At 33.1% G+C, this 25,380-nt stretch carries 22 protein-coding genes; 9 read left to right on the top strand and 13 right to left on the bottom strand.

Going from position 1 to position 25,380, the window contains the following annotated elements; translation table 11 throughout:
- Position 1 precedes the first annotated feature (1 nt).
- Together H510_RS0109085 and smpB are read left to right on the top strand one after the other, a co-directional pair.
- The gene (locus H510_RS0109085; RefSeq protein WP_026904035.1) at positions 2-451 is read left to right on the top strand and encodes a thioredoxin fold domain-containing protein; all 450 of its coding nucleotides are present in this window, start codon (positions 2-4) and stop codon (positions 449-451) included.
- Between the two features lie 53 nt (positions 452-504).
- Complete coding sequence (gene smpB, locus H510_RS0109080) at positions 505-972, top strand: SsrA-binding protein SmpB (RefSeq protein WP_036692420.1); 468 nt, start codon at positions 505-507, stop codon at positions 970-972.
- Between the two features lie 85 nt (positions 973-1,057).
- Here the strand turns inward: smpB and H510_RS0109075 are convergent, their stop codons facing one another.
- Positions 1,058-1,714 (bottom strand): protein-L-isoaspartate(D-aspartate) O-methyltransferase, encoded by a 657-nt coding sequence (locus H510_RS0109075; RefSeq protein ID WP_026904033.1) that lies wholly within the window; start codon positions 1,712-1,714, stop codon positions 1,058-1,060.
- 66 nt (positions 1,715-1,780) lie between these two features.
- Here H510_RS0109075 and H510_RS18585 point away from each other — a divergent pair, with 66 nt between their 5' ends.
- Positions 1,781-3,151 (top strand): exopolysaccharide biosynthesis polyprenyl glycosylphosphotransferase, encoded by a 1,371-nt coding sequence (locus H510_RS18585; RefSeq protein WP_081659242.1) that lies wholly within the window; start codon positions 1,781-1,783, stop codon positions 3,149-3,151.
- A 34-nt stretch (positions 3,152-3,185) separates the two neighbouring features.
- Positions 3,186-3,869, top strand: a complete 684-nt coding sequence (locus tag H510_RS18580) for a hypothetical protein (protein ID WP_155977909.1) — start codon at positions 3,186-3,188, stop codon at positions 3,867-3,869.
- On the opposite strand, the gene priA is transcribed toward H510_RS18580, so the two are convergent.
- Both priA and H510_RS0109055 read right to left on the bottom strand, forming a co-directional pair.
- On the bottom strand, positions 3,863-6,343 hold the full coding sequence (gene priA / locus H510_RS0109060; protein ID WP_026904032.1) for a replication restart helicase PriA: 2,481 nt from the start codon (positions 6,341-6,343) through the stop codon (positions 3,863-3,865). The genes H510_RS18580 and priA overlap by 7 nt on opposite strands.
- Positions 6,340-6,726, bottom strand: a complete 387-nt coding sequence (locus H510_RS0109055; RefSeq protein WP_026904031.1) for a DUF423 domain-containing protein — start codon at positions 6,724-6,726, stop codon at positions 6,340-6,342. Before H510_RS0109055 ends, priA begins: the two co-directional genes overlap by 4 nt.
- 93 nt (positions 6,727-6,819) lie before the next feature.
- Between H510_RS0109055 and H510_RS0109050 the strand changes: the two genes are divergently transcribed.
- Together H510_RS0109050 and H510_RS0109045 are read left to right on the top strand one after the other, a co-directional pair.
- Complete coding sequence (locus tag H510_RS0109050; protein ID WP_026904030.1) at positions 6,820-8,436, top strand: hypothetical protein; 1,617 nt, start codon at positions 6,820-6,822, stop codon at positions 8,434-8,436.
- Between the two features lie 36 nt (positions 8,437-8,472).
- Positions 8,473-9,921 (top strand): DUF5723 family protein, encoded by a 1,449-nt coding sequence (locus H510_RS0109045; RefSeq protein WP_026904029.1) that lies wholly within the window; start codon positions 8,473-8,475, stop codon positions 9,919-9,921.
- Here the strand turns inward: H510_RS0109045 and tsaB are convergent.
- The 5 genes from tsaB to mscL all read right to left on the bottom strand — a co-directional run bounded on the left by tsaB (position 9,918) and on the right by mscL (position 11,963).
- A complete protein-coding gene (gene tsaB / locus H510_RS0109040; protein ID WP_026904028.1) occupies positions 9,918-10,607 on the bottom strand; it encodes a tRNA (adenosine(37)-N6)-threonylcarbamoyltransferase complex dimerization subunit type 1 TsaB in 690 nt (229 codons plus the stop codon). The two genes, H510_RS0109045 and tsaB, sit on opposite strands and share 4 nt — an antisense overlap.
- 5 nt (positions 10,608-10,612) lie before the next feature.
- On the bottom strand, positions 10,613-10,843 hold the full coding sequence (gene yidD / locus H510_RS0109035; protein ID WP_026904027.1) for a membrane protein insertion efficiency factor YidD: 231 nt from the start codon (positions 10,841-10,843) through the stop codon (positions 10,613-10,615).
- Positions 10,843-11,232: a ribonuclease P protein component gene (locus tag H510_RS0109030; RefSeq protein WP_026904026.1), complete on the bottom strand. Its 390-nt coding sequence runs from the start codon at positions 11,230-11,232 to the stop codon at positions 10,843-10,845. The genes yidD and H510_RS0109030 overlap by 1 nt, the downstream gene beginning before the upstream one ends.
- 76 nt (positions 11,233-11,308) lie before the next feature.
- The gene (gene rpmH, locus H510_RS0109025; RefSeq protein ID WP_017258626.1) at positions 11,309-11,467 is read right to left on the bottom strand and encodes a 50S ribosomal protein L34; all 159 of its coding nucleotides are present in this window, start codon (positions 11,465-11,467) and stop codon (positions 11,309-11,311) included.
- Between the two features lie 106 nt (positions 11,468-11,573).
- Complete coding sequence (gene mscL, locus H510_RS0109020; protein WP_026904025.1) at positions 11,574-11,963, bottom strand: large-conductance mechanosensitive channel protein MscL; 390 nt, start codon at positions 11,961-11,963, stop codon at positions 11,574-11,576.
- Between the two features lie 152 nt (positions 11,964-12,115).
- Between mscL and rpoN the strand changes: the two genes are divergently transcribed.
- The 3 genes from rpoN to H510_RS0109005 all read left to right on the top strand — a co-directional run bounded on the left by rpoN (position 12,116) and on the right by H510_RS0109005 (position 16,066).
- On the top strand, positions 12,116-13,588 hold the full coding sequence (rpoN, locus tag H510_RS0109015; protein ID WP_026904024.1) for an RNA polymerase factor sigma-54: 1,473 nt from the start codon (positions 12,116-12,118) through the stop codon (positions 13,586-13,588).
- Positions 13,589-13,882: 294 nt separating this feature from the next.
- A complete protein-coding gene (locus H510_RS0109010; protein ID WP_026904023.1) occupies positions 13,883-14,596 on the top strand; it encodes a glycosyltransferase family 2 protein in 714 nt (237 codons plus the stop codon).
- A gap of 6 nt (positions 14,597-14,602) precedes the next feature.
- Entirely contained in the window at positions 14,603-16,066 is a 1,464-nt protein-coding gene (locus H510_RS0109005) for a cellulose synthase family protein (RefSeq protein WP_026904022.1), read from the top strand.
- On the opposite strand, the gene H510_RS0109000 is transcribed toward H510_RS0109005, so the two are convergent.
- The 5 genes from H510_RS0109000 to H510_RS0108975 form a co-directional block, all read right to left on the bottom strand.
- Positions 16,063-18,591, bottom strand: a complete 2,529-nt coding sequence (locus H510_RS0109000; RefSeq protein ID WP_026904021.1) for an ATP-binding response regulator — start codon at positions 18,589-18,591, stop codon at positions 16,063-16,065. The two genes, H510_RS0109005 and H510_RS0109000, sit on opposite strands and share 4 nt — an antisense overlap.
- Before the next feature lie 590 nt (positions 18,592-19,181).
- Entirely contained in the window at positions 19,182-21,890 is a 2,709-nt protein-coding gene (locus H510_RS0108990) for a DNA gyrase/topoisomerase IV subunit A (protein ID WP_026904020.1), read from the bottom strand.
- A 54-nt stretch (positions 21,891-21,944) separates the two neighbouring features.
- The gene (locus tag H510_RS0108985; protein WP_026904019.1) at positions 21,945-22,328 is read right to left on the bottom strand and encodes a GxxExxY protein; all 384 of its coding nucleotides are present in this window, start codon (positions 22,326-22,328) and stop codon (positions 21,945-21,947) included.
- A gap of 477 nt (positions 22,329-22,805) precedes the next feature.
- Entirely contained in the window at positions 22,806-23,297 is a 492-nt protein-coding gene (locus H510_RS0108980) for a cytidine deaminase (protein ID WP_026904018.1), read from the bottom strand.
- Entirely contained in the window at positions 23,297-25,222 is a 1,926-nt protein-coding gene (locus H510_RS0108975) for a DNA topoisomerase IV subunit B (protein WP_026904017.1), read from the bottom strand. Before H510_RS0108975 ends, H510_RS0108980 begins: the two co-directional genes overlap by 1 nt.
- Positions 25,223-25,380 lie beyond the last annotated feature (158 nt).

Raw genomic sequence — 25,380 nt, 5'->3', positions numbered from 1 at the left:
TATGCTGAGGTTTTTGCTCGTGGTATTTTTTTGCTTAGGGATGATAAAGTCTGGAGTGGCTCAGGAAATTACATGGCTAAGTTTTGAGCAATTAGATGATTCCTTAAAAATTAAACCTAAACCTGTTATCATTAGTTTTTATACTGATTGGTGTGTTTACTGCAAAAAAATGGATAAAGAAGTTTATTCAAAAGTGGCTATCATTAAAGAAATAAGCCAACATTATTATGCAGTTAAGTTTGATGCAGAAACTAAAACACCGGTCCATTTTGATGGAAAAACCTTTCATAAAAAATCTCAATTTCATGAGCTGGCCCTATTGCTTGGCGCTAAAGAAAAACAATTTATACCGCCGGTAACACTTATTTTAGATAGTCATTTCGCTGTTAAAAGTCGGTGGTTTGAATATTTAAGTCGCGATAAACTCCTTCAAATTTTAAAAACTAACTAGGAAGTAACCCTGTTAAAACTTCAATTACTCAATTTTTTCACGATATTCGCAGTATGTCTAATAAAATAACATCCAGTGTAAACATCAGAAACAAGAAAGCCACTTTTGAATATAGCATTCTTGAAAAATTTGTTGCTGGCATTAAACTTTTAGGTACCGAGATTAAATCTATCAGACAAGGAAAAGCAAATATTGGCGATTCTTTTTGTTCTTTCATCAATAACGAGCTGTATGTGAGAAATATGGATATAGCCGAATATTCTCATGGTTCTTTTTACAACCACGAAGCTAAAAGAGACCGAAAACTTTTACTCAATAAAAAGGAAATCAAAAAGTTATTAGTTAAAGGCGAAGATAAAGGTCTTACCATTATTCCTTTACGCATTTTCATTAACGAAAGAGGCTTTGCTAAAATGGAAATAGCCTTGGCCCAAGGTAAAAAAGCTTTTGATAAACGTGATGCTATCAAAGAAAGAGACGTAAAGAGAGAGTTAGATATGGTGAAGAAGAAGTTTGTGTAGGTGCTTAGATTGTTAGTTGGTTAGGTTGTTAGTCCCGATAGCTTGGGAGTTAGTTATTAGTTAGTTAAACATCAAACAGCTCTATTTACCATGCTTGGTCTCCTAATAAGGGTACAAATCTGAAAGTATCTAATACAATTTTATCAAAGTCATTTTCAGAAACGCGTAGTACAGTTACCATTTTTTGGCTTTTTTCATCCCCTACGGGTATTACCAAAATACCTCCTATCTTTAATTGCTTTAATAAAATTTGTGGAACTAAAGGAGCACCTGCTGTTACAATAATTTTATCGTAAGGGGCATGCTCTGCAATACCTTTAGACCCATCGCCAAGAAAAAACTCGGCCTGATAACCAATGTGAGGCAATACTTGTCTGGTTCTTTCAAATAGTTTTTCTTGTCTCTCTATGGTATAAACTTTAGCACCCAACTCTAACAAGACACAGGTTTGATAACCGCAACCTGTACCAATCTCTAAAACTTTATCTCCTTTTTTAATATGTAATAATTCGCTTTGGTAAGCTACCGTATAGGGGTTAGAAATAGTTTGCCCTTCACCAATAGGAAATGCTTTATCTAAATAAGCTTGGTTCCAGAAAGTTTCATCAAAGAAATAATGTCTTTTTACAGTACCAATGGCTTTTAATACTTGCTCATCAGAAATACCTTTTTTTCTTAGTTCTTCTACTAGTTTCTTCCTTGCGCCCTTTTCGCGATAATTATCTACAAATTTATATCCCATTTGCTACAAAAATAGAATCTGAAACGAATTTAAAGCAATTTTATTAGCTTTACTTCTTCACTTTTAATGATAAAATACACAAGTAGCAGAACATCAATGCTTAAACAAAAAAAACTTTTACTTTTTATCTTTCTTGATGCTCTTCTTGCTCTCATTTTTATCTTTTTTACAGAAAGTTTGTTGATTAAAAACAACTTGATAGTATTTATTTCCTTATTTATACTTCTTTCAATTTATGCTTTTACGGGTACTTATGCCCAATTCACTAGAAAATCCAGATTTAAAGAAGTTATCAGGACATTTAATCAATCTATCATCATCACTCTGTTATATATTCTATTATTTAAAAATAATAGTAACAACATTCAAGCAGCTTTAAACTTTGGATTGACACATTTTTTTATCATGGGCTTTGGCAGATTGCTATTTCATACCTGGATAAAAAGACAAATACGTAAAGGAAAAATAAGCTTTAATACCATTTTAATTGGTAATAATAAAAAAGCTAGACAGATTTTGGCAGATATTAAATCTCAGCCTAAAAATTTAGGGTTTCATATTTTAGGTTATGTTGGTTTACGAGATGAGGAAAATACCACAATGGTAAAGCTACCAAAACTAGGCTCTTTTGATGACATTAAAGTTATCATCGAAAACTATCAGATAGAGGAAGTTATTATTGCTATAGAAACCAATCAGCATCATCAACTTAAAGATATTTTAAATCAATTAGAACAAACAGCAGTTATTATCAATATCATACCTGATATTTATGAAATCCTGTCGGGCTTTGTAAAGCTAAATTATCTTTTTTCTATCCCTTTAATTACTTTACATCCAGACCACATGCCTTTTTGGCAAAGAAGCTTTAAAAAAATATTAGATTATACAATCGCTATAACAGTACTGTTTTTCTTAGCTCCTTTGTTTATCATCATTTATATCATGATTAAACTAGATAGTGAAGGTCCTGGTATTTATCATCAAGAAAGAATTGGAAAAGATGGGAAACCATTTAACATATACAAGTTTAGAAGCATGTTTATAGATGCGGAAGAAAAAGGACCTTCTTTATCAAAATCTAACGACCCACGAGTTACCAGAGTAGGTAAAATTTTGAGAAAAACGAGATTAGACGAATTACCTCAGTTTTTTAACATTTTAAAAGGAGAAATGTCTTTGGTTGGACCACGTCCTGAACGAGCTTTTTACATTAAACAAATAGAAAAAAAAGCACCTCATTACCATTACTTGCATAAAGTTTTACCTGGTATAACCTCATGGGGACAAGTGAAGTTTGGCTATGCAGAAAATGTAGAGCAAATGATTAAAAGGCTTACTTTCGATATTATTTATGTAGAAAATAGATCTCTGGCGTTAGACTTTAAGATTTTATGCTACACAATTCTAATTGTTATGCAAGGAAGAGGAAAATAAGTTTTATACTTGTAAAAATTTTTCAGCCAACAAAATGAAAAAAATATTACTCTTAACTGTAGGTATTATATTTTACTTTCAAGCATTTTCTCAGTCACAGAACAATTATAGCTATAGTGTGGGTATCAAAGCCGCTAGTTTTGGTGATTTCCCTAAATTAATGAATGAAGTAAGAAGCGCTGAAAGCTTTACACCATCCTATTTAAATGGTATTGTATTTAAATTTAATGATAACCAAATCAGCTATAGGTTTATAGGTTCTAAGTATACTAACAATGATTATAGCTTTAAAAATGTTTGTCAAGATTGTGAAACCGTAAACGGTAATTTTTCTGATTTTACTTTAAAAGCTGGTTTTGAACGTAGCCTTATTTATGGTGTTTTCCAACCTTTTTATGGCTTAGATTTAGGATATAGAAGAATTTATTTTGATGGTATTGCCAACAATGTTAGTAACAATGCACTTTTATATGATGTTATTGTTGAAAAAAATGGAGCGCTTATTCATCCCTTAATTGGTGTAAAAGTAAATTTATTAAAATCAAAATTTACCATTAGTGCAGAAGCTGGTTTAGATATACTTTACTCTAATGATAGAGAAACTAAAACTTTAAACGACGGTAATAGAACAACTTCCATTGCTAATTTTAGAAGATGGGGTTTTAATAACCTACCTTTAAGTATGCTAAGTTTGCAATATAATTTTGGACATCAATAAGGGTCTACATTAACCACCAGATAGCTTCCCTTATTGAGTTTATTAGCATCAAAATTGCTAATTTCCTTTCTCAAATACTCTTTTATTTTAGGTATAGATTGATGTTGTAAATCTATCTTTAAAATAATAGTTTGGATATAGTAGTTGCGGATACGCCCAATAAGCGGTGTTTGAGGACCAATAACCAAATCGCCCAAAGTTTTCTTTAATTCTCTGGCAAAACCTTCTGCAATTTGTTGGTTTTTAGAAAAATCTTTATGTTTAATATCGATATGAATTAAACGGTAAAAAGGAGGATATTTAAACTGCTTTCTTTCTAAAATCTCATGCCTGTACATGGCTTCATAATCATTATTCACAATTTGCTGTATCACCCGGTTTTTGGTATCATAAGTTTGAATAATTACTTTACCTTGCTTTTCTCTTCTTCCGGCTCTACCTGCAACTTGTGATAACATTTGAAAACTACGCTCATAAGCCCTAAAATCAGGAAACTGTAGCATACTATCGGCATTGATAACGCCTATAGTGGTTACATTATCAAAATCCAAACCTTTTGCAACCATTTGTGTACCAACCAGAACATCCAAACGCTTCTCTTCAAAATCATTGATGATATGTTGATGGGCATTTTTATTTCTCGTAGTATCGTAGTCTAAACGACCAATTTTTAAATCAGGAAGTAATACTTGTAAATCATCCTCTACTTTTTCAGTACCTAAGCCTTTATACTCGATATGCTTAGAACCACAAGCCGGACACTCGGTAATATTATCTTCTCTATAACCACAATAATGGCAATGTAATTTGCCCGATGCTTTATGATAGGTTAAGCTGACATCGCAATTGATGCACTTGGGTGTATTACCACAAGTTTTGCAAATTAAAATAGGTACATAACCTCTACGGTTTTGAAACAAAATAACTTGCTCTTTAACTTTTATAGCTTCTTGTATACGATCTAAAAGTACGCTTGTAAAATTCTCTTTTATGGTTTTACGAGCCTTTTCTTCCGTGATACTTACCACTTCAATTTCAGGTAAGTTAACTCCACTGTAGCGAACATCTAACCTAACCAAACCATATTTTTGTTGAGTAGTTGCATTAAAATAACTTTCTAAAGATGGTGTAGCAGAGCCTAACAAAACTTTAGCTTGATAAATATTAGCCAAAACAATAGCAACATCTCTGGCATGGTAGCGTGGTGCTGGGTCGTACTGTTTATAACTGGCCTCATGCTCTTCATCCACAATGATGAAACCTAAATCTGTAAAAGGAAGAAATAAGGAAGAGCGAGCTCCTAAAATGATTTTAGCTTCATTTTTTAAAACTTTTTGCCAAATTTCAGCTCTTTCATTATCATTAAATTTACTATGGTAAACCACAATCTGATTTCCAAAATGAAACTTTAAGCGTTCTACTATTTGCGCTGTTAAAGCTATTTCTGGAAGCAAATAAAGCACTTGTTTACCTAAGGCTAAGTACTCTTCCATTAAACGGATATACAGTTGAGTCTTACCAGAAGAGGTAATACCATGCAAAAGTGTAACAGGCCTTTCTTTAAAAGATTGCCTGATTTCATCAAAAGCTTTTTGCTGAGGTTCACTTAAAATAAAATCATTGGTATTTTCTTCATCATCAAAACTAAAACGACTGACAGTTTCTTCTTTAACCTCAAAAATTCCTTTATCTATTAAAGCTTTTATCACAGCTGAGCTAGCTCCACTAGCTTCTGTAAGTGTAGCTCTAGTGATTTTTAATTGCTCTTTTTGAAGTTTCAAATAAGCTAATAAAGCATCTAATTGCTTTGGCGATTTTTCAAGAATTTCAAACAATGCCTTCAGATGTTCTTTGTCATCATAAAAACTATTTAAACGAAGATGCTTAACCGTTTTAGGTTTAAATTTTTCGTTTATTTCTTCTGAGATAAAAACAATTCGCTTATCTAGCAAGCTTTTTATGATGGGAAATATAGTTTTCTGACCTAGTATTTTAGCAATTTCTTGTAGGCTAAGCTCGTTTTGGATTTCAAGAGCATCCACAACAATGTATTCCTTATCATTAAGGTTGCTTTTATCTATGTTTTCTTCATGACTCAGAATAATTTTTGTTTCGCTGGCTAATTTTAGTGCAGAAGGCAAAGCAGCAGCCATAACCTCGCCAGTAAAACATAAATAGTATTCGGCAATCCAATCCCATAGTTTTAATTGTTTTTGGGTGATGATGGGCTGGTCATCAATAATATCAATCAGGTATTTGGCTTCATAAGCCACTGGCGCTTTATCTGTAATAGAAGCAACAATAGCGGTATAAATCTTACTCTTTCCAAACTGCACTACAGCCCTCTTCCCTATAGCTAGTTCATCATTTAATTCAAACGGAACTCGGTAAGTATAAAACTTAGATATTGCCAAAGGTAAAATTACCTCAGCAAATAAGGTTTTTCTGGAGGTGTGATGATCAAAATCTATCATTTATCTCTGAAGGCTGCTAATAATAAACTTAACCAACCCAAAATAAACAATAAGCCGCCAATGGGTGTAACCGGACCAAGAAAAGAAGCGCCATCCCAGCCCATATAATCTTTTAAAGATAAGATGTATAAAGAGCCACTAAATAGTAAAATACCCCCGGTAAAACAGTATGAAGAAAAATTTATAAGAGCATTTTTATACCTGGCAAAAGTACTTAAAAATAATAATGCAAACGTATGATAGAAATGATACTGAACAGCAGTATGCCAGACATCAAGGCTATCTACAGATAATATTTTTTTTAACGCATGAGCACCAAAGGCACCTAAAATTACGGCTAAAGCTCCAAAAAAAGCTGCTGTGATGATAATTCTTTTGTTCATAAACCCGCAGTGTAAATTGCTAATTTAATAAAGATGCAATCAATTTTCGGTGCTTCAATACAAAAATCTATTTTTGTTGAGAGGAAATATAAAATGAGAAAAATAATAATCACGATTAGCTTGCTTATAATTGCCGCTTTTGCTACTGCATGGCTGTATTTTAATAATATTTCTTCGTCTGAAAGTACTACAGAAAAAGCTTTTAACACGATACCCGCAGATGCTTCTCTAATTTTTGAATATAAGAATGAAACTTCTTTTTATGATATTTTTAAAGATTTCACACTTTTTGAAGCTGTTTTAGGACAGAATATCAGTAAACACTTAACAGCACTTAAAAATACTTTTATTGATAATACAAGTTTTAACGATGCTTTATCTACATCAGAACTTTACTTTTCTGTACACCAAACAGCTAAAAACCAAGCCGATGTATTAATTATTGCTCCTTTAAATAATAAACAACTAGAAAGTAGCCAAGAAAGTATCCAGAATTTAAAGCAAAAGTTTAAAATAGAAGAAAAAGTTCTAAACAAAACTACAAGTTATACCCTCACATTTAATAACCAAAGCAAATTCTACTTTACATTGGCAAAAAATGTTTGGATAGGTAGTTTTAACGAAAATCTTGTTCAAAAAGCTCTTTTAGAAAGCTCAAATAAAAAACAAAAATTCTTTAAAGGCGAGAGTTTTAGCTCGGTAAGAAATAAGAATGCTATTGCCAACTTATATATCAATTACCCAAACTTAGCTCCTTTTTTAGCTGGATTTTCTAAAAAAGACAAACCCGCAGAAACAGAGAATTTAAAAACGTTTCCAGCATTTTCTAGCTTAAACATCAATTACCAAAAAAATGCTTTTATGTTTAGCGGAATAACAGAGCTAGAACAAAAAGGTAGCTATCCAGCTTTATTTTTAAACCAACAATCAGGAAAATGTACACTTTTAGATTTAGTTCCTTTTGATGCAGCTTCTTACCTCTTTTACTTGGTTTCAAATCAGCAAACTTTTCAACAGGATTTAAACGCCTTATTTGAGAAAAGAAAAGAGCGTAACAAAAAGAATAGCCAACTCCAAAATATCTCTCAAAGACACTCTATCAATATAGAGAAAGAATTTCCGCTGGTGTTAGGTAAAGAGTTTGGATGTATACAAGTAGCATCTGGAAATAAAATTGGTATCATTAAAACTAATAATACCGGGAGACTATCTTTTATTTTATCAACCATTAGTACACCTATCAATTCAAAAATATCAAGATTTGATGATTCTGATATCCTCTACTACCATTTAGGTGATCCTTTTAAAGGCTTTAGAAGACCTTATTATGCTATAATTGAAAATCATTTGCTGGTTTCTAACAGCATGCAGGCACTTCATGGTTTTCTTCAAAACTATGAGGAGCAAAATTTCTTAAGCAGAACAGATAGAAATTTGCAGTTTCAGCAATATTTATCAAACCAAGGAAATATTTTTTATTTTTTACATAATAGTAATGCTAAAGCTGTTATAAAATCTTATTTAAACAGTAAAGTAAATCAACAATTTAAGAGTGATAATTTTGGATGGAAAAATATTTACGGTATATCGGTACAATTTAGTGCCGATAAGGATAAATTTTTTACAAACCTTTATATGAGTAAAATTCCTGAGCTAGAAGATACAAATACACAGGCAGACTCTTTACTTTTAGACTCCTTGTTAAAATAAACTTTATTTAACCCATATTTTTAGATAAATTTAATCATGAGAATCTGGGTGTTTATAAGCTTTATATCATTAACTTGTTTAGCAGCTAAAGCTCAGGAAACATCGCTTATACATTCTAAAACTGTATTTGATTCTTTTGAAAACCCTGTAAATACCGCTTTTACTCCAGAACTTAGTAGCAAATACGCAGTAAGCTTTTTGTTCCCCACCTTTGGTGCGCAACTACGTTTTAAAGGAGATATAGAAACCAGTTTAAAATCTTATATTTTTAATAGAGACAGTATCAAGGGCGGTCCATTATTAGCAGCCAACAATCAAAATCAATTATCAGGTAATATCAATGCTTACCTGGCTATGTTTAAATTATTTAAAAGTCTAACATATCAAAGAGAGATTGGGGCATCTATACAATTTAGAAATATTGGTCAGACCCAATTACCCAATGCTTTATTTGCATTTTTAGATAGCTACGAAAATTTCAATGATCCCTTTCCAGGTGTTTTCAATAGCAATACATTAAACCAATCTTTCTGGCAATTTGGTTTAACTTACCGAGAAAATTATAATAAAAAACTTGCTTTTGGTGCTAAATTAAGCTTTTTAAGTGGCACAACTTATCATAAAATTAATATTCAAGAATCGGCTATTACCCCTTTAGATGATGGTTATGAAGCTTATTTTAATGGTACTTATCGTTCTAATTTAGGTGCAGATACTATAAAGATAAAAAACCTGCTACCTAATTTCAAAAATCCGGGATTAGCCCTTACCCTTGGTAGTTCTTATACTTTTAAAAATGGTATTTATGTTACAGCGCATTTAAAAGATTTAGGCTTTATCAGATGGCATAAAAATGCTGTTTATTCTACTTTTAGTGATACTTTGGTACCAACCAAAATAGGGGAAATTAAACCTAATGGTAATATCAGGACAGAACTTACCGAGATGATTGTGAGAAATGCCAGTTTAGAGAAATTTAATAGCTTTTTACCTGCTCATTTACAAATTGCAGCTTCCAGAAATTTTGGTTTTTACAGACCTGTTTTTGTGGCTACGCAATATATTGATGGCCGGAGTACCCAGCTAGCTTTACTTAACAATTTTAAAAAAGGTGCTTTTAATATTGCTATCAATACCACTTATGAAAAACCTGATGGTTTACAAATTGGTGGTTTATTGATGTTACAATCTATAAGTACCGAGTTTTATTTAGGCTCCGAAAAACTTCTTCCTAGCTACTATTTCACCAAAGGTATGATAAGTAAAGATGGTAATATTGGTAAAAGCCCCACACAAATGAATATTTTTATGGGCCTTAATATCAAGTTTGGCAGAAAAGTTCAAAGTGATGGAATGGCAGATTTTGTTGATGGCTTAAATGACGAAGAAACGGGCTTTGTATATCGATTAAGCAATAAAGAAAGAAGAGCTGTAAGAAAAGAAGCAGCAAGAAACAGTAAAAAAGCAGGTAAAAGAAGAAATTAAGCTTTTTTCTTTCCAGCTACGTAATCCTTTAGATAGTAAGGTTCAAAATAGGCTACATCTTCAAAAGCGCTTTCTTTAAATTTCTCATAAGCTGGTTCTATTAAATCTTCGGCAGAATTGGAAAAATCATCCATTATTCTGGCATTTGTATATTTACCTAAAACCTCATCGCATTTAGGTGCTCCATCACCAAAAAAGTAAACAATATAAGTATCTAAAATAGCCTTAAAAGAATTTTCATCTACAATTACAGCTTCTGTATCTTTTAAAACCTCTACGTCTTTATTATAAAAAGCCGTATATACCTCCATCCTTCTGGCATCTATCATGGGGCAAAAAATAGTATTTCCGTTTACAGAATAGCATTTTTTAATAAATCCATTAGCCATTGCTGTTAAAGTATTGATAGCAATTAACGGAATATCCAAAGCAAAACATAAGCCTTTAGCGGTAGATACACCTATCCTCAAACCTGTATAAGAACCCGGCCCCATGCTAACGGCTATAGCATTAAGCTCTTTAAAACTTTTTTGATTCCTTTTTAACAACTCATCAATAAAAACGGTTAAAGAGGCTGCATGTATATTAGCCTCAGTACGTTCTATTTTATCCAAAAAAACACCGCCCTCTGCCAAAGCAACAGAGCAAGTGCTGGTAGCTGTTTCTATATGTAAAATAAGTGCCATATTGTTTAAGGTACCGGATCATGCCCATGCCCCCCCCAAGGGTGACACTTCCTAATTCTATTTAAAGTTAACCACATCCCTTTAAAAGGACCATATTTTTTAATTGCATCAATACCATACTGAGAGCAAGTAGGTGTAAACCTACATGATGCACCTAATAAAGGAGACAGCAAATATTGATAAAGTTTTATCAGCAACAAAAACAGCAATGAAAATATTTGTCTGATAAATCCCATTACTTAACCATTTGCTTTTCTAGATTAATTAAAGCTAATGACAGCTTCTGATAAATATAAGAGTAATCTAGTAGCTCTTTCCCAACATAATGAAATGCCACTAAAAGCTGCTTTTGCTGAGTTTGTAAAAAAGGATACAAGGAAGCAGATTTTTGTAATCTATAAGCCTCTTTGATTCTTCTCTTGATAAGATTTCTATCAACACTTTTCTTAAATCTCTTTTTAGGAACAGAGATAACAATTTGTACAGGATATTTTTGCGGCTCTTGATTAATTTGCCAAGTTATCCGGAAAGGGTAAAACAAAAAAGAAGAACCATTGTCAAAAAGCTCTGCTAAGAGTTTTTTACTACACAATCGTTCTTCTTTTGTAAATTGAAAATTTTTCATTGCATAAACCCGATTAGTAAATATAGAGACATCGGATTATACATTCACCTTAAAAAGGTAATGAATGCAATTAAAATTATGCTTTATGACGACGCTCGTCAGAAACTGTTAATCTTTTTCTGCCTTTAGCTCTTCTAGATGCTAATACTCTTCTACCATTTGCAGTAGACATTCTTTCTCTGAAACCATGCTTGTTTCTTCTTTTTCTTTGAGAAGGCTGGAATGTTCTTTTCATGATTATATATAATAATAATTTCGCTCTATAAAATAAGAGTGCAAATATAGACTTGTTTTTCTATAAATCAAAACCTAAATAGAAATAAATTAAAATATATGAGCTCTTATTTTGATTTTAATAAATCTCTTATTTCTGTTAATAATATTTCCTCTTTACTTGGTGCTGGAGGTGCTGCCGGAGCTGCTTCCTTATCTTTTTTATTGATCTTATTAACCCCTTTTATAATCATAAAAAGTACAAAGGCCACAATAATAAACGCTATAACCTGCGATAAAAAGTTACCATATTTAATTGCCGTACCTGGTATTACTAATTGACTAAGCTCCGTTAAATTTGCAGCACTTAAAGCAGGTGTTAAAATTGCAGGTGTAATCACATCATCCACTAATGAACTTACAATTTTCCCAAAAGCGGCACCTATTACCACACCAACCGCCAAATCAATAACGTTACCTTTAACAGCAAATTCTTTAAATTCTTTTATTATTCCCATCAGTTTTGGTTTTAATTTTGTTAATAATGATTGAAATTATAAAAAAAACAATTAACTAAAAAAAACTACTTAATTATCATTTAAATAATGATTAAACTAGTACTGTTTTTACGGACAGCTTTGTTTAACTTTGCCATTTCTGATACATTATTATGCTTAAACAAAATCTTCAACAAAAATTATTACAAAAATTATCTCCTCAGCAAATACAGTTTATCAAGCTGTTACAAGTTCCTACGGTTGCTTTAGATACCAGAATAAAAGAAGAACTAGAAGAAAACCCTGCTTTAGAGGATATTAGCTTAGCTGATATGAGTGAGCCGATTGATGAATATCCGGATAAAGACCCTGATGAAGATTTTAGAGCAGACGACGCTCATGATGATTTTGATGAATTTAATGTTGATGATTATCTGCAAGATGATAACATCAATGATTATGGAAGTAGATATGATAGTAACGATGATGATGAAGATAAAAAAGAGCTTCCTATCGCTATAAACAACACTTTTTTTGAAAACTTACAAGCCCAACTCGATTTAATTCCGCTGGAGGATAAAGAATATCTAATTGCACAACAAATTATAGGTAGTTTGGATGATGACGGATATTTAAGAAGACCTATTCCTTCTTTGGTTGATGATTTAGCTTTTTCACAAAGTGTTTTGGCAGAAGATGAGGAAGCAGAGGAGATGCTAAAAGTCATCCAAACTTTTGATCCTCCGGGTGTAGGTGCTAGAGATTTACAAGAATGTCTACTCATACAGCTCAGAAAAAAGGACACTTCTTCTAAAACAATAGAAATAGCTATTAATATTGTTGAAAATTATTTAGACGAGTTTACCAAAAAACATTACGATAGATTAGAAAAATCTTTGGGCTTATCCTCTGAAGAACTAAAAGAAGTTATTAACGAAATCTTGAAGTTAAACCCAAAACCCGGAGATTCTGGTGTATCTAACCTTAAGCAAATGCAGGTTATCCCAGATTTTCATATTTCAAAGAATGATGGAGTGCTTACACTTACATTAAATTCTAAAAACGCTCCAGAACTGAGGGTGAGCAAATCTTACCAAGAAATGTTTCAGCATTATGAAAAAACTGCTGATAAAGATAAAAAGCTTAAGGAAGCTGTTCATTTTGTGAAGCAAAAGTTAGACTCGGCAAAATGGTTCATTGATGCTATTAAGCAAAGACAACAAACCTTGCTAAAAACCATGAATGCTATTATGCACTACCAGTATGAATATTTTCTTTCTGATGGTGATGAGCGCTACCTAAAACCTATGATATTAAAAGATATTGCTGATAAAATAGGTATGGACATATCAACGGTGTCTAGAGTAGCTAATTCTAAATATGTACAAACAGAATTTGGCACTTATTTACTAAAGTCTTTCTTCTCAGAAGCGATACAAACAGAAAGTGGCGAGGAGGTATCTAATAAAGAAGTAAAGAAAATTTTAGAAGAGTGTATTGGTAATGAAAATAAAAGAAAGCCTTTAGCAGATGAAAAATTAACTGAGATTTTAAAAGATAAAGGTTATAACATTGCTAGAAGAACGGTAGCAAAATATCGTGAACAAATGGGGATACCTGTTGCCCGATTAAGAAAAGAACTTTAAAAATTCATCGTAATAGGCTTAAAGCTTTAAGCCTATTACAATTTCATGTGTACCGTTTGATACGGTACAACAGAACCAAGCCATAATTTTAAGCTTTTTAAAAGTTTGTATTTTTCATACCATCCCTAAAACTTTTCTACACCTGCCAACGTAATTGTTAGTAATTTTGAGGAAGTTTAAGTTTATTCTAATGTAAATATTAGTCTAATTAAAGTTAAATATTTTTTAAAATATTTAATACGATTTTTTCAAGACTTAGCTATTCAATATCATTAAAAAATTATTTAGATATCAATGCCAGAAGAATTGTCTCCACTAACTACTAATGTATATGTAATTATTCCGGCATATAATGAAGAACAATCTATAGCTAAAGTTATACAAGCTATACCTAAAGAATTTGTTAAAACTATTGTTGTGGCTAATAATAACTCAAAAGATAACACAAAAACACAAGCAGAAATGGCTGGCGCTGTGGTTGTTGATGAACCCCGTCCTGGTTATGGATATGCTTGTTTAAAAGGTATAGACTTCTTAAGTAACCAATATATTAAGCCACAAGATATTGTTGTTTTTTTAGACGGCGATTTTTCTGACTACCCCGAAGAAATTCCAGCTATTATTGACCCGATTTTAAAAAAACAAGCCGACTTAGTTATTGGTTCCAGAGCTTTAGGCGTAAAAGAAAAAAACTCCATGACTATTCCACAAGAGTTTGGCAATTGGTTAGCTACAAAATTAATCAGGCTGTTTTATGGAGTTAAATTTACAGACTTAGGACCATTTAGAGCAATAACATGGTTACATTTGCAACAAATTAACATGCAAGACAAAACCTACGGTTGGACGGTTGAGATGCAGATTAAAGCTGCTAAGCAAGGCTTAAGATGTATTGAAGTGCCAGTTAAATACCGTAAAAGAATTGGTGTTAGTAAGGTTTCTGGAACGGTAAAAGGTGTTATTTTAGCTGGTTATAAAATTATTTGGATGATTTTTAAAAATCTATAAAGCAAAATGTTTCTACAGTATTCTATCTTAATCATTTATGCTTTTTGCTTATTAGCCATTTTTATATTTAGTATAGGTCAAGCTTTTCTGGTTTATTATTATATCAAATCATCTAAAAAAGAGGTTAAAGCTTCATCATGGCATCATCAACCTAAAGTAACCATACAATTACCTTTGTTTAATGAGCTTTATGTTGTAAAACGACTGATAAAAAGTGTTTGCGAGTTAGATTATCCTAAAGCGCTATTAGAAATACAAGTGTTGGATGATTCTAATGACGATTCTTTGGCCTTAACAGCTCAACTTATCAAAGAACAACAAGCTGCTGGTTTTAATATTAAACATATTACCAGAACAAGAAATATTGGTTTTAAAGCCGGTGCTTTACAATATGGTTTAGAACAAGCTTCTGGAGAATTAATAGCTATTTTTGATGCCGATTTTGTTCCTCCACAAGACTTTTTACAAAAGCTCGTACCTTACTTTCAAGAGGCTGAGCTTGGTATGGTCCAAAGCAAGTGGGAGCATTTAAATGAGGATTATTCTCTGTTAACAAAAATCCAAAGCTTTGGCTTAGATGGCCATTTTACGGTTGAACAAACAGGCAGAAATAAGCAGAATTTATTCATCAATTTTAATGGTACAGCTGGTATTTGGCGTAAAGCCTGTATTGTAGAAGCTGGTGGCTGGCAACATGATACCTTAACAGAAGATTTAGATTTAAGTTATAGAGCACAACTAAAAGGCTGGAAGTTTAAATATGTAGAAGAGTTTGGCACTCCGGCAGAACTACCCATGGAACTTAACGCTTATAAATCTCAGCAGCATCGCTGGACTAAAGGCGCTATAGAAACCTCAAAAAAAATGCTTTCGCAAATTTGGCAATCCAACGAAAGCCTTGCCCGTAAAATTTTCGGCTCCTTACACTTGCTTAACTCTTATGCCTTTTTATTGGTATTTATAGTAAGTATTTTAAGCTTACCTATTTTGGTAATCAAGAACTTGCATCTGATTGATATTTTATATTTTAATTTGATGACTGTTTTTGTAGGCGGATTTATCATCGTTGCTATTTTCTACACAACATCTTATTTCTCTAAAAAAACAAGTTTTTTAAACTTCTTAAAGCTTTTCCCTGTTTTTTTATCATTCTCTATGGCCATGAGTTTTCATAATGCTATAGCGGTTTTAGAAGGTATTTTCGGGTTTAAATCTGATTTTATCAGAACACCAAAATTTAATATCAACGATAAAAAAGAAGGCTTTATGGATAATATCTATATCAAGAAAAGTTTACCTAAATCATTTTTTGTAGAATTTTTCTTAGCTTTTTATTTCCTGAGCGGGATGATCTTATCTTTTATTTATCGAGATTTTGGATTATTACCCTTTCATACGCTTCTATTTTGTGGATTTTGTTTGTTAAACTTTTATTCCATCAAACACAGTTTTATGGGATTAAAAAATTAAGCTTTTGCTTTTAGTTTCTCTATTTCGTCTATCAATAAATTTAATTGCTTTATAAGATGTAATAAAGTTTCATTAAATTGGTGATCCCACTTTTCTGCTTGTTGCAAAACTAGTTCTTGCTCTCTAAACAATACCGCTAAAGGCCTTGCACCCACTTGTGCAACACGTCCGGCAATACGATGAGCTACCAAACTAGCTTCTTCTAAATTTTGTTGTTCAATATCACTTTCTAGCATCTTTATATCTTGGCTACAATCTTCAACAAACCGATTTAAGATATTTACAGTTTGTTCCCAATCGCCAAAAGTCATTTTCTCTAAAGCAGTTAAATCAAATTCTGGCTGATTTTCATTTTCAAAATCAACGGTAGGTAAGCTGCCATTTAACAAAATGGAAAGCAATTGCTCTTCTTTAAAAGGTTTCATCAGCAAGCCATCAAAACCACTATTTATAACCTGTGCTCTTTCTTCTGGTAAAACCTGAGCTGTTAAAGCATACACCGATACTTCTGGATGTTGAATTTTTTCTTTTAATTTTTTACAAAGTGTTATACCGTTCATACCCGGCATACGCATATCTAAAAAGATAAACTTAACATCATTAGTAATTTTTGCTTCCAGAGCCTCTTCTGGCGATGAAAAACATTGATATGCTATTTGATGATGAGCAAAAATTAGCGAACATAGATCTAAAATGAATGGATCATCATCTACCACCCATATTTTGCCATTAAAAGCAGTTGATAGTAAAGTGTTTTTTACCCCTAATATATTACCCTCATGAGGCTTATTTACCTCTTTAAACTTTAAATAAACAGTAAATGAACTTCCATTTGAAGGACTGCTCTTCACGTGTATTCTACCTTCCTGACTTTCCACTAAGGCTTTAACTATGCTTAGTCCTAACCCGGCACCGGCCCTATTCATCTCCTTGTTTTCGGGGTTATTGGCTTGCTCGAACTCGTTAAAAATCAGCTTAAGTTCTTCTTTAGTCATTCCAATTCCGGTATCTTCAACAACAAACATAAAATGCACATCATCAGCTTGCTTTTTATAAGATACTGAAATGCTAACCATGCCTGCATGAGTAAATTTAATAGCATTGCTTAACAAATTGTAGAGAATTTGTTTCAGCCTAAAAGCATCACCTTCTACCCATAAGTCATCGTTAACATCAAAATCCTGAACAATTTTAAGTTCTTTTTTCTCCGCTTGTAAGTGCATCACAGAAAGCACCTCGGTTAAAAGTTTTTGCATATTAAAAACTTCGTGAGAGAAAGTAAGTTTTCCTGATACAATACGGTTATAATCTAATACCTCATTTACAATTTGCATTAAATGTTCTGATGAATGATATATAGCTTCAATATCCTTTTTACGAGGATTTTCTTGTTTTCTGATGAGCTCTGAATATCCAATAATAGCTTGTAAAGGTGTTCTAATCTCATGGCTCATGTTAGATAAAAAGCGTTGTTTTGCTAAACTATGATACTCGGCTTCTTCTTTAGCTAACTCTAAATCTTTACGGTATTGGTTGCTTTTTGCAATATCAGAAAGGATAAAATAAAGTAAGATAACCGTGACTAAGAAAAAAACAATGATGATGATACTGATTTGCTTGATGCTATCATTTACCACTTCACGGGCTTCTTTATTGTTGATTTCTATTTGCTTAACAGCTTCGCTTTCTACCTCACGTAAAACGGTTAACATTTTATTGATGAGTAAATCGCTGGTACTAGCTAAAATAGCTTCTCTATTAATAAAAACTTCACTTTTTTTGCGTTGAACTTCTTCTAATTGCCTAATGGTTTTCTCCACATTTTGGATAATACTATCTTGACGTGATAAAGCTAAAGTATCTACTTTTACATTAAGTTCCTCATTCATGATATTGAAAGACTGATTACTTTTATCTGTCTTTTTCTTGCCAAATAATTTACCAAAGAAAGTTTTAGGCTCTTCGGTAGACTTATTTCCATCAGCATCTTTTATGGTAGTGGTTAGTGTTCTTTTTTCTGAACGTAAAACTAAACTATCCAGATCTTTGGATGATTCATTAACCAAAGCGTTTAACTCTGCAACTTGGTTAGAAAAAGAGTTGTTATTAAGCAACCCTTCTCTCACTTTTAAGTAATTGATGAATAAGCGGTCTCTTTCTTTCAGTAGCTCATTCATAGATTTGATACGGCTAAGCTGTAAAGAATCATTAACATAAAGCTTGCTTAGGCTATCAATACCTAAACTTAATTGCTTGGTTTCTTCTAAAAAAATACTGTAATCGCCCGGGTTGTTTAGTGCTTGAGCTTTTTGTAATTGGTCTAAACTAATGATTTTAAAAGTAAGCTCATTTACCAATCTTAAGCGTTCGCCGGGTTTGGCAACATCTTCAAAAGAATTAAGCATTTTGTTAAACGCATACTTACTGGTAGCCCATGCAAGACCTAAAGCTATACAAGCAAAAAATGCTGCTATGATAATTTTACCCCGAACAGATTGGCTAAAGCTTTTTGTTTGTTGGTTCATTAAAAAGCTTTAAGCAAAATTTAATCCAAACAAAAAAAGGCTGTCTCAAATCATCACTTTGTGTCAGGCTGAGCGGAGTCGAAGCCTTTTTCTTTCCTTCGACTCCGCTCAGGATGACAACTCGACTCCGCTACCATTGACGTTTTTTATAAATGTTTAAAAATCAGGCATTCACCCGCTGGCTTTCCGGCCTCTTGACCGGCCATGTCAAGGTACTTTTATTCAAAGTATTGATTTTATATTTTGGCCTTCATGAATGCTTCGCATGTTTCCGCAAAAAGTACCCAAACCCGAGCGTAGCGAACACATGAAAGCCTTTAAAAAACAATAAGCTAATTGAATAAACTCTCCGCTGCGCCGCTTGCTTCTAAAGGTTCTACTAAGGCTAATCCTCTAGAAGCCGCAACCGCCAAGGCGGAATTGGGCGTAAACGGTTGTTAATGCTTGGGCAGGACTATCGAACTACTTAAACACGTCATTTAATATTGATTTATATGAAATATATTAGACCTCAGGATGACAACAAAGGTCCGCTCAATGTGACAAATATGATTTTTGAGACAGCCTCTTAGATATGTATATGTACATAGTTAAAACAATCCCAACTGCCCTTTATCGTCTATATCAATATCATCAGGATTGGTAATTTCAAAATCTATTTTCTTAATAGGTTTTGATTCTGATGGCTCGGCTTGCTTTTCTTCTTTTTCAGATTCATCAGTTATTTCTGTTGCATTAGGCTCTAACCCTTCTGTTTCATCTTCCTCTAAAGATGCTACAGACTTTTCTTCTTCTATTTCTTCTTCTAGCTCATCAGTTAATAAAGTAACTTTTTGCACATCATGCGGACTTAACTTATTGCCTTGTGCTTTGATACCTTTTACATCTATCAGCTCTGCTAAATTAACTTCGCTTTCATCAAAAAGCTGACTTTTACCTTTTAAAGCTTCTATTTTAACTATGGGTTGTTGAGCTTTGGTAATGATCATCATCTTAGAACCAGGCTCTTCATTAATGAAACCAATTCTTTTACCTATGGCTATATCCTCAAATTTAAAGCGTTTAATGTAGTAAACTTTTGATTTTCCGTCTTGATGGATAACAGCATAGATAGCTTCTGGATTAAACTTTTCCATCCTCACCATTTTATCATCAAAATGGTTAGTTAAATCAAAACTACTAAGCTCGTAGCTGCCATCAGCAAAAACACATAATATTTTATCTTCTGCTTGGAACTCACCTAAGAAACGTCCATGCCCATTTTCATTTAAACGTTTAACTACATCATCAAACCAAATTCTTCTTCCGGCAAGGGTAGAAACTCCTTTAGATTTTAGAGTGATTTTCTTTACTGCATATTTGGTTGCGATATTACCTTGAGAGGCTCTTCCTTTAATGGCTGTCTCGGCAAAATCTAAATCAAAACTTAATTTACGCAATTTAGACATCGGCTTTAAAGCCACATTGACCACTTCTGCCTCTCCGTTAGGATTAGCCGTAAAATATAAAACCTTAGAACCTTTGCTACCTTTGGTTAAATCATACTCTTTATCTCTGGTTACGCCACCAACGGCAAATCTTTTCATGTAAGATGTGCCTGTTTTACCATCTTTATAAATCATGTTATAAATGGTACGGTCATCATTCTTTTTAAATACACCTACGTGTAAAATACCTTTCCCTACGAAGGTTTTATCTTGAACTTTAGTTACCAAGCAGATACCATCTTCTCTAAAAACGATGATATCGTCTAAATCAGAACAATCAAATACATATTCATCTTTTCTTAAGCCTGTTCCTACAAAACCATCTTCACGGTTTACATAAAACTTGGTATTTGCTAAAGCTACTTGAGAGGCTTCTACCTTGTCAAAAGCTCTGATTTCTGTTTTACGACCTCTATCTTTTCCGTACTTTTCTTTTAGTTTTAGGAAATAATCAATAGCGAAATCTGTAAGATGCTTTAAGTTTTTTTTAATTTGGATGATGTCTTTTTCTAAAGCCGCCATTTGCTCATCCGCTTTTTTAACATCAAAGCGGGTGATGCTACTCATAGGTTTATCAATTAACCTTTTAAAATCTTCAGCTAAAATTTCTCTATAAAGAGATGACTTAAATGGTTCAAAAAGTTGATGTAATACTTTTACAACTTCATCAAAATTTGATGAGTTTTCATATTCAGGATGTTTATACATCCCCTCCTGAATGAATATTTTTAGTAACGAGCTAAAGAAAATCTTTTCTTGCAAATCATGCAATTTAATCTCTAACTCCCTTTTTAATAGGTTTTTGGTGTAATGTGTACTCTCTATCAGAATATCATTTACACTCATAAAATGAGGCTTATCGCCTTTGATAACACAGGTATTTGGCGAGATAGATGTTTCACAAGCTGTAAAAGCGTATAAAGCATCTATGGTAACATCTGGAGAGATACCTGGCGCTAAATGAATCAAAATCTCTACATCTTTAGCTGTATTATCTTCTATTTTTTTGATTTTGATTTTTCCCTTATCATTAGCTGCGATAATACTATCAATTAAGCCGATGGTTGTGGTGCTGAAAGGGATTTCGGTAATCACTAAAGTTTTTTTATCAAGCTCTGAAATTTTAGCTCGAACCCTGATTTTACCACCGCGTTGACCTTCATTATAAGCAGAAAAATCTGCCATACCACCGGTTTGAAAATCAGGAAGGATATCTGGTCTGTTTCCTTTTAAAACCTCTATAGAAGCGTCAATCAGCTCAACAAAATTGTGAGGCATAACTTTGGTAGCCAAACCTACTGCTATACCCTCTGCGCCTTGCGCTAGTAATAACGGGAATTTTACAGGTAGCGTAACGGGTTCTTTATTTCTACCATCATAAGAAGCTTGCCATTCTGTAGTATCAGGATTAAACACAACATCTAAGGCAAACTTAGATAATCTGGCCTCTATGTAACGAGGAGCTGCTGCAGAATCTCCGGTAATAGGGTCTCCCCAGTTTCCTTGGGTATCAATTAAAAGATTTTTTTGACCAATTTGGACCATGGCATCGCCAATAGAAGCATCACCATGAGGGTGATATTTCATGGTATTACCAATCACGTTTGCCGCTTTGTTAAAACGACCATCGTCCATTTCTTTTAAAGAGTGAAGAATACGTCTTTGTACAGGCTTCAAACCATCATGAATATGAGGTACAGCCCTATCCAAAATTACATAAGAAGCATAATCTAAGAACCAGTTCTCGTACAGGCCGTTTATAGCCGTTACATTATGAAGTACTTCTTCGTTTTCGTAATTGTTTTCTTCCATATTATTATAAACTATAGAGATTACATTTATTAATCCCCATTCTTGTTTACTCTTTTATTCTATATCGTTAATTACTCTTTTAATTCCGCTTTTTAATAAGAGAACATTAAAATTAATAAGCAAACCCAACTTACATTCCGAAAGCTTTAAATAAGTTAACATTTGTGCTAAATGTATATCATTTATTTCTGCTACAGCTTTTACTTCTACAATAAGTTTATTGTCAACCAGAATGTCTAATTTATAACCACAATCTAATTCTACATCTTCATACAGTAAAGGTAATTTCTGTTCTTTTTTAACGTTTAAACCAGATTTCTTTAACTCATAATACAAACATTCTTGATATGCAGATTCTAACAAACCAGGACCTAAATATTTATGAACCTTTATAGCGGCTCCAATTACTTCGGTGGCTAATTTGTTTTCTATATGCATATTATGGTCTTATTATTTTTAACCTCTCTTTTTATCTCAGTTAAAAAGCAACCCAGCTCTGTGTTCTCCGTGTTCTCTGTGGTTGATTTTTTAACCCTATAACCCCTGCGTTTTTTTACTTAACCACAGAGGCCGCAAAGTTCTCAGAGTTACCTTTATAAATTTTTACCTAGCTGGGCGTATAATTTAAACCTCTTTTTATCTCTACTCAAAAGCAACCCAGCTCTGTGCTTTCCGTGTACTCCGTGGTTGATTTTTTAACCCTATAACCCTGAGTTTTTTTTTATTTAACCACAGAGAGCTCAAAGTTCACAGAGTTACCTTTATAAATTTTTACCTAGCTGGGCCTATAAATTTTCAACCTCTTTTGTATCTACTCAAAAGCAACCTAGCTCTGTGCTCTTCGTGTACTCCGTGGTTATTTTTTTATTAAACCTCGGAGTTCCCAAATAAAAACTCTGTAGTAAAATCAAAAAATCACCCTTTACCCAACCTTTTTTCAAAAAACATCATCGGTAAAAAGCTATTTACACCTTTAACTTTCCAAACTTCTCCGCCAATACAATAAAGCAAAACCTCTATGGGTTTATTCTGCTTCTGCTCATACTCGGCCATTACCTGCAAACAAGGTCCACAAGAAGTAACAGGTCTTAATAATTGAAACTCTTGTGTTGATGCTGTAACTGCTATCGTAACTATTTCTTCATTTGGAAAATTAGCTCCTGCAGCAAAAAGTGCGACCCTTTCTGCACATAAACCAGATGGATAAGCGGCATTTTCTTGATTGCTTCCTCTAACAATCTCATGATTACTTAACAAAACTGCAGCACCCACCCTAAATTTAGAATAAGGAGAATAAGAAGTCTCCATGGCTTTAACAGCTTCTAAGCACAATTGCTTGTCTTGGGCAGAAAGTTTATCAATACCTGTGTAAGCCTCGTAAGCTATGGTTATATTTTTAACTTCCATTAAGCCGCGTTTTCCTTACTAGCCAATAAAGCATCTGCTGCATCTTGTACTGCTTTAGCATCAGCAATAATATCAGCTTCGTCTTTCTCTATCCTTAAATTTTGTACAATATGTTTTTGCCTATCTGGAGTGTTTTTTCCCATATAATACTCCAGTAAGTTTTTGATTTTCATATCGCCTGATAAAATAACAGGATCTAATCTAATATCTTCACCAATAAAGTTTTCAAACTCATCCGGAGAGATTTCTCCCAAACCTTTAAATCTGGTGATTTCTGGCTTATTACCCAATTTATCAATAGCTAAAACACGTTCTTCATCACTATAACAATAAATGGTTTCTTTTTTATTTCTTACCCTAAATAATGGCGTTTGTAAAATAAAAACGTGACCTGTTTTTACCAAATCAGGGAAAAATTGCAAGAAGAATGTCATTAATAATAAACGAATGTGCATACCATCCACATCGGCATCTGTTGCAATAACAATATTATTATAGCGTAAACCTTCTAAACCATCTTCAATATTTAAAGCGTGTTGCAAAAGGTTAAATTCTTCATTCTCGTACACTACTTTTTTAGTTAAACCATAAGCATTTAAAGGCTTTCCTTTCAAGCTAAAAACCGCTTGGGTTTTTACTTCTCTAGCTTTGGTGATAGAACCCGAAGCAGAATCTCCCTCAGTTATAAATAAAGTAGTCTTTTTACGGTCTTCTTCAGAGAGCTTCTCATCATCCATGTGCCATTTACAATCTCTTAGCTTACGATTATGCAAAGAAGCTTTTTTGGCTCTTTCATTAGCTAGTTTTTTGATACCTGCTATATCTTTACGCTCTCTTTCTGACTGTAGGATACGCTTTAATAAGCCATCTGCCGTTTCCGGATGCTTGTGTAAATAGTCGTCTAGTTCTTTCTTAACAAAATCATTAACAAAAGTTCTAACCGTAGGACCATCAGGACCAACATTTAAAGAACCTAGTTTAGTTTTGGTTTGCGACTCAAAAACAGGTTCTTGAACCCTGATAGAAACTGCCGCTACAATAGAAGCCCTAACATCAGAGGCGTCAAATTCTTTTTTATAAAATTCTCTGATGGTACGTACCACAGCTTCTCTAAAAGCTTGCTGATGTGTACCGCCTTGCGTAGTATGCTGCCCATTTACAAAAGAATAATACTCTTCGCCGTATTGTTGCCCATGCGTCATGGCTATTTCAATATCTTCTCCTTTTAAATGGATAATTGGATATCTATTAGCTTCTGCATCGGTATTTCTTACCAATAAATCATGTAAGCCTCTTTCTGAGAAGTATTTTTGATTATTAAAATTGATGGTTAAACCAGCATTTAAGAAGACATAATTCCAAATCATGTTCTCAATAAACTCTGGTATAAATCTAAAATTCCTAAAAATGCTTTCATCAGGAATAAAAACTACTGCTGTACCATTTCTTTGTGTAGTTTCTATTTCAGGATTATCTTTAACTAATTCTCCCTTTTCAAATTCGGCTTTTTTTGTTTTTCCATCTCGGTAAGATTGAACCGTAAAAGATGCAGATAAAGCGTTAACGGCTTTGGTACCTACCCCATTTAAGCCAACAGATTTTTGGAAGGCTTTAGAATCGTACTTACCACCGGTATTTATTTTACTTACGCAATCTATTACTTTCCCTAAAGGGATGCCTCTACCATAATCTCTGATAGAAACTTTATGGTCACTAACAGAAATATCTATGGTTCTACCTGCACCCATCACAAACTCATCTATAGAGTTGTCCATAATCTCTTTCAGGAGAACATAAACACCATCATCAAAAGCAGAACCGTCTCCTAGTTTCCCGATGTACATACCAGGTCTGAGCCTGATATGTTCTTTCCAATCGAGCGAACGTATGCTATCTTCACTGTAATTCACTTGTAATTCAGCCATTTCTTTTTATAGATTGATATGGAAAATGAGAAAACATCATATTTTCCCTTGTACAAAGCTAAAATTTTACGCAAAAGGGGCAAATATGATTTATTAACATTTAGACATTATGATTCTTTGCCTTAAGAGCAATTAAAAATATCTAAAGAATCCTTAAG

This window comes from Pedobacter glucosidilyticus DSM 23534 (genome assembly GCF_000425145.1).
GTDB classification, from domain to species: Bacteria; Bacteroidota; Bacteroidia; order Sphingobacteriales; family Sphingobacteriaceae; genus Pseudopedobacter; species Pseudopedobacter glucosidilyticus.
The sequence above is the reverse complement of the archived record's forward strand: the minus strand, read 5'-3'. Positions and strand labels throughout refer to the sequence as shown.

What these genes read in the sequence shown, in the direction of transcription:
- smpB (WP_036692420.1), top strand. Translation starts at nt 505, where the DNA reads ATGTCTAATAAAATAACATCCAGTGTAAACATCAGAAACAAGAAAGCC.
- H510_RS0109075 (WP_026904033.1), bottom strand. Translation starts at nt 1,714, where the DNA reads ATGGGATATAAATTTGTAGATAATTATCGCGAAAAGGGCGCAAGGAAG.
- H510_RS0109000 (WP_026904021.1), bottom strand. Translation starts at nt 18,591, where the DNA reads ATGAACCAACAAACAAAAAGCTTTAGCCAATCTGTTCGGGGTAAAATT.
- H510_RS0108985 (WP_026904019.1), bottom strand. Translation starts at nt 22,328, where the DNA reads ATGCATATAGAAAACAAATTAGCCACCGAAGTAATTGGAGCCGCTATA.
- H510_RS0108990 (WP_026904020.1), bottom strand. Translation starts at nt 21,890, where the DNA reads ATGGAAGAAAACAATTACGAAAACGAAGAAGTACTTCATAATGTAACG.
- tsaB (WP_026904028.1), bottom strand. Translation starts at nt 10,607, where the DNA reads ATGGCACTTATTTTACATATAGAAACAGCTACCAGCACTTGCTCTGTT.
- H510_RS0109085 (WP_026904035.1), top strand. Translation starts at nt 2, where the DNA reads ATGCTGAGGTTTTTGCTCGTGGTATTTTTTTGCTTAGGGATGATAAAG.
- H510_RS0109045 (WP_026904029.1), top strand. Translation starts at nt 8,473, where the DNA reads ATGAGAATCTGGGTGTTTATAAGCTTTATATCATTAACTTGTTTAGCA.
- H510_RS0109055 (WP_026904031.1), bottom strand. Translation starts at nt 6,726, where the DNA reads ATGAACAAAAGAATTATCATCACAGCAGCTTTTTTTGGAGCTTTAGCC.
- H510_RS0109010 (WP_026904023.1), top strand. Translation starts at nt 13,883, where the DNA reads ATGCCAGAAGAATTGTCTCCACTAACTACTAATGTATATGTAATTATT.
- H510_RS0108980 (WP_026904018.1), bottom strand. Translation starts at nt 23,297, where the DNA reads ATGGAAGTTAAAAATATAACCATAGCTTACGAGGCTTACACAGGTATT.
- H510_RS18580 (WP_155977909.1), top strand. Translation starts at nt 3,186, where the DNA reads ATGAAAAAAATATTACTCTTAACTGTAGGTATTATATTTTACTTTCAA.
- H510_RS0109050 (WP_026904030.1), top strand. Translation starts at nt 6,820, where the DNA reads ATGAGAAAAATAATAATCACGATTAGCTTGCTTATAATTGCCGCTTTT.
- rpoN (WP_026904024.1), top strand. Translation starts at nt 12,116, where the DNA reads ATGCTTAAACAAAATCTTCAACAAAAATTATTACAAAAATTATCTCCT.
- rpmH (WP_017258626.1), bottom strand. Translation starts at nt 11,467, where the DNA reads ATGAAAAGAACATTCCAGCCTTCTCAAAGAAAAAGAAGAAACAAGCAT.
- H510_RS0108975 (WP_026904017.1), bottom strand. Translation starts at nt 25,222, where the DNA reads ATGGCTGAATTACAAGTGAATTACAGTGAAGATAGCATACGTTCGCTC.
- yidD (WP_026904027.1), bottom strand. Translation starts at nt 10,843, where the DNA reads ATGGGATTTATCAGACAAATATTTTCATTGCTGTTTTTGTTGCTGATA.
- H510_RS0109005 (WP_026904022.1), top strand. Translation starts at nt 14,603, where the DNA reads ATGTTTCTACAGTATTCTATCTTAATCATTTATGCTTTTTGCTTATTA.
- mscL (WP_026904025.1), bottom strand. Translation starts at nt 11,963, where the DNA reads ATGGGAATAATAAAAGAATTTAAAGAATTTGCTGTTAAAGGTAACGTT.
- priA (WP_026904032.1), bottom strand. Translation starts at nt 6,343, where the DNA reads ATGATAGATTTTGATCATCACACCTCCAGAAAAACCTTATTTGCTGAG.
- H510_RS18585 (WP_081659242.1), top strand. Translation starts at nt 1,781, where the DNA reads ATGATAAAATACACAAGTAGCAGAACATCAATGCTTAAACAAAAAAAA.
- H510_RS0109030 (WP_026904026.1), bottom strand. Translation starts at nt 11,232, where the DNA reads ATGAAAAATTTTCAATTTACAAAAGAAGAACGATTGTGTAGTAAAAAA.